A 12,850-nucleotide genomic window follows, 5' to 3' on the forward strand; every position below is an offset into this window, starting at 1 on the left:
AGGTAACACAATGAATAACAAACCGGAGCTGCTGGCGACAGCAGCCTCGCTGGAAGAAGCGGCGGCTTTGCTTGAGGCAGGCGCAACTGCGCTGCTGATCGGAGATGACCGTTTCGGTATGCGGCTCGCCGGGCATTTCTCGCTTGAAGATACTGCAGCGGCTGTAGCGCTTGCTCATGATAAAGGCGCCAAGGTGTACGTAAGCATAAACGGGCTGATCTCCAATAAGATGCTGGAGGAGCTGCCGGCTTATGTGAAGGCAATCGGCGAACTGGGTGTAGACGGGGTTGATTTCGGAGACCCGGCTGTCCTGGCAGCCGTGAAGGCAGAAGCGCCAGGACTTAAGCTGCACTGGAATGCAGAGATGACTTCTACCAATTATGCCACAGCTAACTATTGGGGCAGCAAGGGAGCTTCGCGGGTCGTTCTGGCACGTGAGCTGAATATGGATGAAATGACCGAAATGGTGCCCCATCTGCAAGTTGAGGCCCAGGTGCAGGTGCATGGCATGACGAATATTTATCATTCCAAGCGTAAGCTGGTAGCCAGCTATATGTCCCATCAGGGGCGTCCGGGTGATGGCGGAAGTCTTGGCAGAGAGCGCGGACTCTTCCTGATCGAAGCGGAACGTCCGAACGAGAAATTCCCGATTTATGAGGATGAGAACGGAACGCATATCATGAGCTCGGACGATATTTGTATCCTTGAGGATCTGCATTTCCTGCTGAAGGCCGGCGTGCACAGCCTGAAGATTGAAGGGCTGCTGAAGCCGGTGTCGTACAATGTTGCTGTGGTTAAGGCGTATCGCCATGCCATTGACATGTTTATTGCAGATCCGGCTGAATATGCTTACGATGAGGCTTGGATGGATGAGATCCGGGCGCTGCAGGACCCTGAGCGTGAACTGTCGTTCGGCTTCTTCTACAAAGAACAGGTATATTAAAATATAAAATATTTAATTTGCTGTTTTAAATTGGACTTAAAGCTTAACCTTAAAGATGAAGTAACGGAGGGGATTTTTGAAACTGGAGGAGCGGCAGCGTCCGCCTTTGTCTCCGGATGTTATCCGCAAAGCGGTATAATCAAAAACATCTGGAGACAACAGCGGCCGGAAGTTCAAACAATTCCCGCAGTTACGTTCCATCTAAAAGGGAAGTTTTTAGGTCGGTTTTGACAGCAAAGATTAGGAGGGAGAACAGGAATGGGAACCATGACCAAGCCCCAATTCAAGGGCAAACGTTACCGTCTGGACAAACCGGAGCTCCTGGCTCCGGCAGGAAACTTAGAGAAATTGAAATTCGCCGTGCATTATGGTGCGGATGCAGTATATATCGGAGGACAGAAATACGGCCTGCGCTCGGGGGCGGATAATTTCACTTTTGAGGAAATGCGCGAAGGTGTTGAATTTGCCAAGAAGTATGGCGCCAAAGTATTCGTAGCGACTAATATCTATGCTCACAATGAAGACATCGCCGGGATTGAAGAATACCTGCGTAACTTATATGAAGCCGGCATTGCTGCCATTATTGTAGCTGATCCGGTGATTGTGGATACCGCGCTTCGCCTGGTACCGGGACTTGAGGTGCATCTCAGTACCCAGCAGTCCACGCTTAACTGGCAGGCAGTATCTTTCTGGAAGCAGGAAGGGCTGCCGCGGGTCGTGCTTGGCCGGGAGACCAGCCTGGAGGAGATTGCCGAGATCAAGCAGCATGTGGATATTGAGATCGAGAGCTTCATCCACGGGGCGATGTGCTCCTCATATTCCGGACGTTGTGTATTGTCCAACCATTTCACAGACCGTGACTCCAACCGCGGGGGCTGCTGCCAGTCCTGCCGCTGGAAATATGATCTGTTCGAAGATGCCCGCCCGGAAGGAACGTGGGTATCTGAAGAGGATCAGGCTGAGGCGCCTCAGGCATTGCAGCCTGGTGTGACCCAGCTGCCGCTGCACCAGCCTGAGGATAATCAGTTCTCGATGGGTTCGAAGGATCTGTGCATGCTGGAGAGCATTCCTGATCTGATCGAAGCCGGCATTGACAGCTTCAAGATCGAAGGCCGGATGAAGTCGATTCACTACGTTGCAACTGTGGTCAATGCCTACCGCAAAGCGATTGATGCTTATATGGAGGACCCGGAAGGTTATGTCCTGAAGCCGGAATGGCTGGAGGAGCTGCAGAAGGCTGCTAACCGTCCGCTGAATACAGGCTTCTTCTACGATACGCCGGATCATGAGGATCATATCTATGAGCCGGAAGAGAAAGCAGCCCCGTATGATTTCGCCGGCCTAGTGCTTGAGTATGATGCGGAGAGCGGCATGGCTCTCGTTCAGCAGCGCAACAACTTCAAGCCGGGCCAGGAAGTGGAATTCTTCGGACCGGACGATACCTTCTTCAAGCAGACCGTCGGCGAGCTGTGGGACGAGGCGGGAAATCCGCTCGATGTTGCCCGTCATCCGCTGCAGCGGGTGCGCATGAAGGTGGATCAGCCTGTAGCTTATTTTGACATGATGCGTAAAAGAAAATAGAGCCATCAGATTTAAAGGGACGTCCTTCTTCCAGAAGGGCGTCCTTTTTGGCGTATATCCCCCTGAATCCGCCGGAAGTGGGCTGAGAATCCGTTATATTGTTCTTTTGAGCCTAAAATGAGTTGATTCAGAACAATTAACGGAATCTCAGTCCGATAGTCGCGGGATTTCGCCAGATTTGGCCGAATAGCGGAATCTCAGTCCTCCTCGCAAGCTGATGTGTCATGAGGAGTCAACCAAGTTTCACCAAGTTACAAATGGAAAATGTTTCACCGATAAGCTGCTTGAGTTCCGTTTTGATTCACACGCAGGGGGGAGGTTTGTTCTAGACCAAAATACTTATGCAGTTCGACAAAAATATAAAAAATCTGAAGTGTTTTCTATAAAATACTAAGAAAAATGAGCCTTTGTGCCGATATATATCACAGGTAACGCTTACATACGTCTTCTAATCTAATTGGCAGGTGATTGTAATGGGGGCTCCAAATCCGGAGAGCGACAGAGACAAACCGAAAGAGAGAAGGATTAAAGTGGGAAAGAACAGTAAAAAGCCTAAAGTTGTACAAAAGGCTGAGACAAGCCAAACAGGTGATACCCAGACAGCAAGTAAAGCGGCAGTTCAAAAACTAACTTTAAAAAATGTGCTGAATGGTTCAGTACGCCAGGTAAAGAGAGTTAACCCGCTCAAGTCAGTTGGTGTTAAGCTTTTCCTGATATTCTTATCTTCTATTGTGATTGTTGTGCTGTTCCTGGGGATTATGTCTTACAACAAAGCCAAGAATACCATTAAGGACAATGTTTCCGAAGCCAACCGGCAGACGATTATTCAGACTTCCGAGAAGCTTGATATTACCTTGAAGCAGTATGAAAATTTGGCGCTTCAGTTGTATTTCGATACGCAAATGCAATCGAATCTGACTGAGCTTGCCGCTGCTGCGAGCAGTTATGATAAATTTGTGGCTACAGACGCTATCAGCAAGAAGCTCTCCAGCCAGACTACAACAGATTCGAATATCGTAGCGATCTCGCTGATTCCAGAGGATCCGGCGATGACGATCATTTCGAGCGGGAGCTCCGGTCTTACCATGGACGGCTTAAGAGACCAGGAATGGTACAAAACTGCTGTCAAAAATTCAACTTCGTATGAGCCTTATTATTCCTCGGAAGCGAAGTCCGCACAGAACTACTGGTTCCCGACTTCCGTTGAAGGTGATGGCGGCAAGAATATCGCTATGGTCAGATCGCTCAAGAATCTGGGTTCGAATGCAGGTTATGTTGTTTTGCTTGAGCTTAAGAGCACTCTGCTTGAAGAAGCCTTCGAGAGTGTGAAGCTTGGAGACGGTTCGCGGATTCAGCTGGTTTCACCGGAAGGAACGGTTGTTGCCTCTTCCGTACCGGCAGAGGACGGCAAGGTATCGGAGCTTAACTTTATTATGGAGAGCAAGAAGAACAGCGAGAGCCAGGAAGCTAAGGATGCGAATGGCAAAGATGTTCTGGCTGTGTACAACCCGATGGAGAAGGCGGACTGGAAGCTCGCCGGAGTCGTTCCCACCGGCGAGCTGGTTAAAGCCGCAACTCCGATTTTGTTCACAACATTTATAGCGGCTGGAGCTGCAGCTCTGCTTGCTATTCTAGTCGGCTTTTGGATGGTGCAGATGATTGCCAAGCCGCTGGCACGTCTGAAGGATCTTATGGTTCAGGGGGCTAAGGGTGACCTTAGCGTCCGTACAGAGTACGTCTCGAAGGATGAGATTGGCCAGCTGTCTGCCTCTTTCAATCTGATGATGGCGCGGATCACCGAACTGGTTGCCCAGACCACGGATACTGCGCGTGAGGTGCTTGAAACAGCAAATGAGCTGGGTGATGCTTCCCGCAAGACGGCAATTTCTGCCAAAGAGATTGCTGCTGCTACAGAAGAGATTGCCGGCGGAGCCGGAAGTCTGGCGCAGGAGGCGGAACGCGGCAATGAACTGACGGATCTGATTGCTACCCAGATGCAGAGTGTTATTGCTGCTAATGCCGAGATGGATCAGGCTGCCCGCGGAGTAGGGGAAGCCAGCGGACACGGTGCCAGCCAGCTCGAAGAGCTGCTGGAACAGACGGGCCGCACTGGTGAAATGACAAGTGCGCTGGTTAACAGGGTCAACAACCTGAAGGAAACGGTGTATTCCGTGATTAAGGTGCTGGATGTAATGAAGAATATTACACAGCAGACGAATATCCTGTCGCTGAATGCGACGATTGAAGCGGCAAGAGCGGGTGAAGCGGGCAGAGGCTTCATGGTCGTAGCTGGTGAAGTCCGGCAGCTCGCTGACCAGTCCAAGCAGTCTATCGCCTTGGTTGCCGGCATCACAGACAAGATTATGGCTGAAATGGATGAGACCGTAGCAGTGCTGTCAGAAGTGGCCCCGCTGTTCAAGGAACAGATGAGTTCAGTCAAGAGTACCAGCGATATCTTCGTATCGGTGAAGGGACAAATGGAAGACTTCATTACCAGCCTGGAATCGGTCACCGGTGCGATCGACAGCCTGAATCATTCCCAAGGCGTGTTGTCTGATGCCATGAGCAATGTAAGTGCGGTTGCGCAGCAGTCTTCGGCCACTTCTGAAGAAGTTGCTTCCCTCAGCAATGAGCAGCAGAATGTCAGTGATCAGCTCGTATCGCTGTCCGGCAAGCTGCAGAGTGCTTCGACCCAGCTGGAGAGCAAGCTGTCGCTGTTTAAGATTTAAGCAGGCGGTAACATACAATAACAAATTAAACCGTTCCGAGCATATATCCGGGCATATATCCGGGCATATAAATGCTACATTCCACCGCTTCTTTCCTTTAGGGAAGAAGCGGTTTCTTTATGCTTGTACAACAGTTCACGACCCCGTATAATTATTTTGTTAGCTAAATGTTATGATTTCTTAAAAAGTTAGCAACACTGAATAAAGACTCGCTATGTTAATCCGTGAATAGTATCTGGAGGTCTTATAAATGGCTAAGAAAGTCACCATGCAAAAAATCGCCGACCATCTCGGTGTCTCCAAATTTGTCGTGTCCAAATCCCTGTCCGGCAAAGGCGGTGTCAACGAAACTACCCGGGAGCGGGTCATTCAGGCCGCTTCGCAATTAGGCTATTTCACTCAGAAGAATGCCTATGTTCAGAGTATCAAACGCCCGTTGCAGCCTGCGGACAGTGACCGGAACAAACAGTCTGTCCTGGTTCTGATGCCTAATATCCGTTCACAAACCCAGGATTCCCTGTATTGGGGGAAGATTGTAGACGGTATTGCACTTGCACTGGACCAGGAAGGTCTGGGCATGGTCATAGTGTCTGAGCACCGGACGGATAATTTCATCAATATCCTCAACCCTAACGGACTGCTCGGGCTGATTGGCGTGGGCCAGATCTCTACCTCACTGCTGCTGGAGGTGCACCGCATCGGCCTGCCGATGGTGCTGATTGACCATGAAGATCCGCTTATTCCAAGTGATACGGTATTCGCCAATAACACGGATTCCATGACCCGGCTCAGCAATCACCTGATGGGCACGGGACATACAGAGCTGCATTTTATCGGAAATATCCGCTACTCCCGCAGCTTCCGAGACCGTTGGATCGGCTTCCGCAGTGCCCTGGAAGAGAATGCAATGAAGACGCCTGCCGGAGATGATGAAATGCTCCAGCTGGAGGGAATGGATGATGGAACTTTTGATGAGAGCTTTAAGCAATGGATGCAGAGACGTAAGAAAGCCAAAAGTCTGCCAACCGCACTAGTCTGTGCCAATGACTTCATTGCGCTCACCATCAGTGATGTGCTCAAGGCAGAAGGCTTTACGATTCCGGGTGAAGTTTCGGTAACCGGCTTTGATAATATTGAGGATGCTACGCGGGGTGTTCCTCCACTCACTACTGTGCATGTTCCTAAGGAGGCCATGGGCCGGGCGGCGGTAGAGAAGCTGCTGAACCGTATCCATAATCCTTCCGCACCGCTGGAGAAGATCCTGATTGCTGCCGACATTGTCCACCGGGATTCGGTGGCCGGACCAAGAGGATAACAGGAATTATTAATTTGGCTGAGCTGGTGGGTCCGCTATCCGCGCGCTAAATGCTGCTGTGATGTCAATTCCCCGCAATTGATTCGTTGCCCGCATAAGGTACTCTTAGGTAAGCGGCGTAGGCGACAATGTTGTACATTGTGCAGCATTGACTCCCGGATAACCAGGTGTGGAGGAGGATTGTTGTATGAAATACAAGAATTGTTCTGCTAAGCATTTTGGAGGAGGAAAATGTTGTCTTTTATACAACAATTGTGAAATATGGCCGAGATTATGATGGAGATGTTGTATTACGTGCAGGATTTCAAATAATCTGCTTTTAAAATAGGAAATGGCATGGTTATAGTTTCTCTTTTTGCCCTACGCACATGCCTATATAATTTGGACATAAGTTCAGGGAAGGGTGTGACGTTACATGGCCGCGATTCCGCAGAACGAGCAGACTCTGCACCGGTTCATTTCAGTCCTTTGTTCACCGCTGTCCATTGTTCAATATGTCCTTACGAAGCGTGATGCTCTAATATACAAGCCTCCGGGAGAACTGATTCCTGTGCAGGATGCCTGCCTTCATGCCCATGTCATGGGGAAGGGAGAGCACACCGTAATTCTGGAAGCGGGTATGGGGGGATCATCGCTGGACTGGGCGCTGGTGCAGCCGGAGCTGTCACTGTATGCCAAGGTGGTCTCGTATGACCGCGCAGGCCTGGGCTGGAGCGGGAGCAGCAGCCAGCCGGAAAGCGCAACCTGCAGGAAATACGTCAGGGAGCTCAGAGAACTGCTGAAGGCAATGGACTGCAAGCCTCCATATATTCTGGTGGGCCATTCCTATGGAGGTATGATTGTGAGATGCTTTGCGGGGGAATATCCGGATGAAGTGGAGGGGCTGCTGCTGGTTGATGCTGTACATGAGAGCCGTTATCTTACGGATGAAATGAGCAACCGCCGGAAACAGCAGCGGGAGGCGAACAGGCGGCAATATAAGCTGGGTTATCTGTTGGCGCCTGCGGGGATTCCCCGCTTGCTTAGGAGGCCTGTAGGAGGACGGAGACTCCCGGCAGCTATCCAAAAAAACGCCTCGAGTCTGGGATACCGCAAGAGTGCATACCGGGCCGCATATGCCGAGCTGCTCTGCGCGGAAGAGAGTGCCCTGCAGCTGAAGAAGGCAGAGCCGCTTAGCAGTAAGCTGCCTATTACGGTGCTTAGTGCCGGCAATCCGGACGAAGAATGGCAGCAGGGGCAGCAGCGCTTAGCCAGGTTGACCCCAAACGTACAGCATATTACCGAAGAAGACCCCCGGCACTCCATCCCCATACACAAGCCGGAGACTGTCGTTAAATATGTCACGGAATTATTGAACACATTATAGCCAGCGGATCAGACGAATAAAAGGCAGTACCCGCAGAACATTCTGCAGGTACTGCCTTTTTGCTGGTACAGCCGGCTTGCACAACCTGTACACAGACTGCTATTGCAGCTGGAGATTCCGGTCGATCAAGGTAATGCGCTGCTGGACACAGGCATAAGAGCGGAGCGGATCTTCAGGAGTATTCAGCACATAATCAAGCATTTGATCCACAGTAGTGGTGACCACATGAATCCGGGTGTCGGAGGAAGCGTAGTAGATGTAGATGTCCCCGTTGTCCCGGGCGATTACGCCGTTGCAGAAGACAACGTTGGATACATCGCCGACGCGTTCTTCGCCGTCCGGAGCGATGAAGTGTCCGCCGGGGGCATGGGTAACCTTGTTAGGCTCATCCAGATCGGATAAGAACGCATACAGTACATAGCGCAGTCCGGCAGCAGTGTTGCGTACCCCATGGGCGATATGCAGCCAGCCCTGAGGTGTTCTGACCGGTGCAGGGCCCTGGCCGTTCTTCACTTCCTTGATCGTATGATAGTAACGCTGATCCATAATGGTTTCGCTGGTAATTACAGCATTCTCAATGGTATCGGACAGTCCCCAGCCGATGCCGCCGCCGGAGCCTGCATCAATGAACCCGTCCTGCGGGCGGGTGTAGAAGGCATATTTGCCGTCTACGAATTCAGGATGCAGCACCACATTACGCTGCTGGGCTGAGCCGGTCTTGAGATCGGCCAGGCGTTCCCAGGTCTTCAGGTCCCTGGTGCGGGTGATGCCGCACTGGGCAACTGCGCTGGACAGATCACCGTGAAGGGCAGCGGGATCTTTGCGCTCGGTGCAGAACAGGCCGTAGATCCAGCCGTCGGCATGTTTCACCAGACGCATATCATAGACGTTGATATCCGGATCTTCAGTTTCCGGCAGGACAACCGGATGATCCCAGAAGCGGAAGCCGTCTACACCGCTGTCGCTCTCGGCTACAGCGAAGAAGGATTTACGGTCATTCCCCTCAACACGGGCAATAATGTAGAACTTGCCGTCCAGCTCAATGGCCCCTGGATTGAAGATGCCGTTCACACCGATCCGTTCAGCGAAATAAGGATTGGTTGCGGGGTTGAAGTCATAACGCCAGATCAGCGGCGCATGCTCTGCTGTGAGCAGCGGGTATTGATAACGGTCATAAGTGCCGTTGCCAAAGGATACCTTCTCATTTTTGCGGGCAATCAGTGATTCATATCGTTCCGTCAACTGCGCCTTGCGTTCTGTGAATAATGTGCTCATTATTTAGTCTCCTTTGAGGTTGCTGTCAGTCTTCCGATCATTTCAAAGCAGGCTCTGCTGTTATGATAAGGGCATTTCCAGGCACTGACCTTGGAAGCATGCGCAAGCGGCTGCAGTGACTCATCAACAGCCCAGAACCACTCGCCTAGCTTATGATCGACCATGTAACTGTTAGTGAACGTCCAGGCGGCCTCGGCAGCATCACGGAACCGCGCATCTCCGGATAGCTGATAAGCATTATAGAAGCCGACAATGGCTTCAGCCTGCGGCCACCAGTCTTTATTCTTATCCAGCAGCCCGTTATGATCGGCTTCATTCCAGATGCCGCCGTCAGCGTCAATGCCTTCAGCTAATGTAGCTTCGGCCATGGACAGTGCAACTGCCCGCACCCGGTGCAGCAGCTCTTCATCCCCAAGCACTTCAGCCGCTTCGACCAGCAGCCAGCTGCCTTCGATATCATGGCCATAGGAGATATGGTCTGACTTGATATTCCACTCTTCATCCAGGAACAGATGGAAATGCTTGCCTTCCTTATCAATGATGTGGAGGAGCATGACCTCAATCAGCTCAGCCAGCCGGACCCGAAGTTCCTCGGATTTCCACACGCGGTACAGGCCGGTGTAGCCTTCGAGCACATGCAGATGGGTGTTCATCGATTTCTTTTCGTTCATATCCTTGCTGCTCAGACTTAAGTTTTCTGTCATCTGCCACTGCTCAGAGAGGGCTTCGATATAACCTTTATATAGCGGATCATAGCCATATTGCTCAACCAGACGGAACAGTGCCACAGCCTGATCAAGCGCATCCTGGCGTCCGGTAGCATGATGGAACTCTGCCAGGGCATAGATGGCGAAAGCCTGCCCGTAGATCTGTTTTTTACGTTCGGAAGGAGCACCCAGCGCATCTACCATCCAGTAATAGCCGCCATATTCGCTGTCGGTGAAATATTGAGTCAAATAGGCGTGGGCCCGTTCCGCCATAGTCAGGTATTCAGCGTCGCCATATATGCGGTAAGCGCTCGCAAAGGTCCACAGAATCCGTGCGTTCAGCACCAGACTTTTTCCGGCCTCCGGATTGATATTCATCTGGTTGTCAATTTCTCCTACAAATCCGCCATGCTCTTCGTCCAGGGTATGCTTCATCCAAAAGCTGAGGATATTGTCTTTCAGCTCTGCTTCCATTTCATTCCGCCAAATCAGGGGCGATTTCGTCATATGGTGGTTCACTCCTATAAAGTAATGATAGATATTGAAAACCGTCTACAAGGAAGGCGAAGATTTCGTCTTGTAGCTGTAATACGCTTCTATAATGCCTGCCGCCGGTTTGCCGTACATGCAGTAATCATCGTTGTCTGCTGCTTCGTCCAGCGCATAGAGCTTGGCCGGCCAATCCCACAGCATGAAGCCCTGTACCCAGTCACGCTTCCGGCAGGCGCCGAACATGGCAAGGTAGAACCGGCTTTGCTCTTCAGGATCCGGGCCGCTCTTGAGACTCCAGTCATTCGGAATGGCGGCACTTCCGGTCCGGCTGGGGCATCCCGCTTCCATGAAGAAGAAGGGCTTGCCATGGCTTGTGACCACCGCTTCAATCCGGTCCAGCTGCATTTCCCAGTCCTGCTCGGGGTAATAGCCGCTGGAAGAGATTACATCAAGGGCATCCCACCAGCTCACGTTATCCTCCTGATACTTATCGCAGTTATAGGTGATTACACCGCTGTACACTTTGCGGACCTCGGCAATCAGGACGCGCCATTCTGCGGCCCGCCGGTCCGCCTGCACCAGCTCACAGCCGACACAGAACATCTCGCAACCGCTTTCTTCGGCAAGCACAGCATAATGGAGGATAAAAGCAGTATAGGAACGGAACCACTCCGACCATTTCGGCTCGCAGGGAACATCCTTGTCGAAGAAGTTGATATGAGCCCGCCACGTGCCGTCTGCACAATTCACAATCGGCTTCAGGCAGACCTTCAGATCAAGTGACTTTGCTTTGCGGATGGCCCAGCATACCTCTTCATCGCTGACCGTAGGTTCCGCCCAATAGGGAATCTCTGTGGATTGCGGGGTAGCTTGAAGCGCGCTGAACGCAATGGCGGTCCAGTTGGCACCGGTAGCTGATTTCATCAGCTCCATGGAAGATTCCGCTGCTTCATTAGCCCAGGTTCCCCGTCTGCCCATGAACCCCCAGGTTACGCCTCCGACATACTCGTCTAGCAGTGACATGCGGTTACCTCGCTTTACAATGGAATGAATAAATATAATGCAAAAACAAAAATAATAATTTATTTGTATTTTGTTATTATGTTATTGTTATTTAAAGATAACAAGAATACAATTAAGTTATAACGCTTTTTATGAATGTTTTCAAGGGGGAATTGAGCTGGAAGCCTGAAACGGCCTCTATGTATGTCCATTCCGCGGAATGGTTGGAATCATCTATCCACTGCAGCCTGCGCTGCGCAAACCTGAAGGGAGACTTATTGATATGAAGGAAATTCAACTGATTGGAGCTAACATTCCTAATATGCCTTGGCAGGACAGACCCGAGGGGAACGAGAACCCGGTATGGAGACACAGTGACAATCCGGTGATCAAACGCAATCCTGCCAAAGGGGTTGCACGTATTTTCAATAGTGCGGTAATTGCCTATGAAGGAAGCTTCCTCGGCGTATTCCGCGTTGAGGATAATACAACCCGCCCGCATCTGCGGATGGGCCATAGCCAAGACGGACTGGACTGGAAAATTGAAGACGCTCCCATTCCGTTCATTGATGAACAAGGCAATTCCTATATGCCGAGATATGCCTACGATCCGCGTCTGGTTAAGGTTGAAGATACGTACTACATCATCTGGTGTACGGATTTCTACGGTGCCGCTATCGGTGTTGCCAGAACACAGGACTTCAAGACCTTCATCAGCCTGGAAAATCCATTCCTGCCGTTCAACCGCAACGGCGTGCTGTTCCCTAAGAAAATTAACGGTAACTTCGTGATGCTCTCCCGTCCAAGCGACAGCGGTCATACCCCGTTTGGCGATGTATTCCTGAGTGAGAGTCCTGACTTCGTCTACTGGGGCAAACACCGCCATGTGATGAGCAGAGGCGGTCAGGGCTGGTGGCAGAGCACCAAGATTGGCGGCGGCCCGGCCCCGATTGAAACCTCCGAAGGCTGGCTCATGTTCTACCATGGTGTAACTGGAACCTGCAACGGGCTGGTGTATAGCATGGGTGCGGTTATTCTGGATAAAGACGAACCGTCGAGAGTCAAATACCGCTCCCGGAACTTCGTGCTTACACCGGAAGAATGGTATGAGGAGAGAGGTTTCGTGAACAATGTGCTCTTCCCGTGCGCAACCTTAAATGATGCAGAAACGGGCCGCATTGCCATCTACTACGGGGCGGCTGACACTTATGTAGGTGTTGCATATACAACGGTGCAGGAAATCGTCAACTACGTGATCGACACCCATGAAGAGGTTGGCGATGATGCGGATTTGGGTAAAATCTAGGTCGGACACGGCAGCATTTGCCTTTTGACCTGATACCGTTAGTCTGCTTTTGACACGATTCGTCTCGTACAACAAAATCACAGCGTTACAAGATCTGATGGTATATTATTAATACTGGCCTTGTGCGGATTCAT

9 protein-coding genes are annotated in these 12,850 nt (G+C 51.2%); 6 read left to right on the forward strand and 3 right to left on the reverse strand.

All coding sequences use genetic code 11. The features are described from left to right. Positions 1 to 10 precede the first annotated feature (10 nt). The 5 genes from PBOR_RS09595 (at position 11) to PBOR_RS09615 (ending at position 7,934) form a co-directional block, all read left to right on the forward strand. Positions 11 to 943 carry a peptidase U32 family protein gene (locus PBOR_RS09595; protein ID WP_042211470.1) on the forward strand — a complete coding sequence of 311 codons (933 nt, stop codon included), beginning with the start codon at positions 11 to 13 and terminating at the stop codon, positions 941 to 943. A 258-nt stretch (positions 944 to 1,201) separates the two neighbouring features. Further along, entirely contained in the window at positions 1,202 to 2,524 is a 1,323-nt protein-coding gene (locus tag PBOR_RS09600) for a peptidase U32 family protein (RefSeq protein WP_042211471.1), read from the forward strand. A 758-nt stretch (positions 2,525 to 3,282) separates the two neighbouring features. Continuing rightward, complete coding sequence (locus PBOR_RS09605; protein WP_245648104.1) at positions 3,283 to 5,253, forward strand: methyl-accepting chemotaxis protein; 1,971 nt, start codon at positions 3,283 to 3,285, stop codon at positions 5,251 to 5,253. A gap of 250 nt (positions 5,254 to 5,503) precedes the next feature. Then, entirely contained in the window at positions 5,504 to 6,568 is a 1,065-nt protein-coding gene (locus PBOR_RS09610) for a LacI family DNA-binding transcriptional regulator (protein WP_042211473.1), read from the forward strand. Positions 6,569 to 6,983: 415 nt separating this feature from the next. Further along, a complete protein-coding gene (locus PBOR_RS09615; protein ID WP_042211474.1) occupies positions 6,984 to 7,934 on the forward strand; it encodes an alpha/beta fold hydrolase in 951 nt (316 codons plus the stop codon). Between the two features lie 99 nt (positions 7,935 to 8,033). On the opposite strand, the gene PBOR_RS09620 is transcribed toward PBOR_RS09615, so the two are convergent. Genes PBOR_RS09620 through PBOR_RS09630 form a run of 3 tightly spaced genes read right to left on the reverse strand, consistent with a single transcriptional unit; the run spans position 8,034 to position 11,431 of the window. Then, complete coding sequence (locus PBOR_RS09620) at positions 8,034 to 9,209, reverse strand: glycoside hydrolase family 130 protein (RefSeq protein WP_042211475.1); 1,176 nt, start codon at positions 9,207 to 9,209, stop codon at positions 8,034 to 8,036. Beyond that, positions 9,209 to 10,423, reverse strand: coding sequence for an AGE family epimerase/isomerase (locus PBOR_RS09625; RefSeq protein WP_042211476.1), 1,215 nt, complete (start codon positions 10,421 to 10,423; stop codon positions 9,209 to 9,211). Before PBOR_RS09625 ends, PBOR_RS09620 begins: the two co-directional genes overlap by 1 nt. A gap of 45 nt (positions 10,424 to 10,468) precedes the next feature. After that, complete coding sequence (locus PBOR_RS09630) at positions 10,469 to 11,431, reverse strand: glycoside hydrolase family 113 (RefSeq protein ID WP_042211477.1); 963 nt, start codon at positions 11,429 to 11,431, stop codon at positions 10,469 to 10,471. Between the two features lie 262 nt (positions 11,432 to 11,693). On the opposite strand from PBOR_RS09630, the gene PBOR_RS09635 reads away from it, so the two are divergent. After that, entirely contained in the window at positions 11,694 to 12,716 is a 1,023-nt protein-coding gene (locus PBOR_RS09635; protein ID WP_042211478.1) for a glycoside hydrolase family 130 protein, read from the forward strand. The last annotated feature ends 134 nt before the right edge of the window (positions 12,717 to 12,850 follow it).

Source organism: Paenibacillus borealis (genome assembly GCF_000758665.1).
GTDB lineage: Bacteria > Bacillota > Bacilli > Paenibacillales > Paenibacillaceae > Paenibacillus_AQ > Paenibacillus_AQ borealis.

Bases quoted from the DNA above. Each gene is read 5' to 3' on its own strand.
- PBOR_RS09595 (WP_042211470.1), top strand. From the start codon at position 11: ATGAATAACAAACCGGAGCTGCTGGCGACAGCAGCCTCGCTGGAAGAA.
- PBOR_RS09600 (WP_042211471.1), top strand. From the start codon at position 1,202: ATGGGAACCATGACCAAGCCCCAATTCAAGGGCAAACGTTACCGTCTG.
- PBOR_RS09605 (WP_245648104.1), top strand. From the start codon at position 3,283: ATGTCTTACAACAAAGCCAAGAATACCATTAAGGACAATGTTTCCGAA.
- PBOR_RS09610 (WP_042211473.1), top strand. From the start codon at position 5,504: ATGGCTAAGAAAGTCACCATGCAAAAAATCGCCGACCATCTCGGTGTC.
- PBOR_RS09615 (WP_042211474.1), top strand. From the start codon at position 6,984: ATGGCCGCGATTCCGCAGAACGAGCAGACTCTGCACCGGTTCATTTCA.
- PBOR_RS09620 (WP_042211475.1), bottom strand. From the start codon at position 9,209: ATGAGCACATTATTCACAGAACGCAAGGCGCAGTTGACGGAACGATAT.
- PBOR_RS09625 (WP_042211476.1), bottom strand. From the start codon at position 10,423: ATGACGAAATCGCCCCTGATTTGGCGGAATGAAATGGAAGCAGAGCTG.
- PBOR_RS09630 (WP_042211477.1), bottom strand. From the start codon at position 11,431: ATGTCACTGCTAGACGAGTATGTCGGAGGCGTAACCTGGGGGTTCATG.
- PBOR_RS09635 (WP_042211478.1), top strand. From the start codon at position 11,694: ATGAAGGAAATTCAACTGATTGGAGCTAACATTCCTAATATGCCTTGG.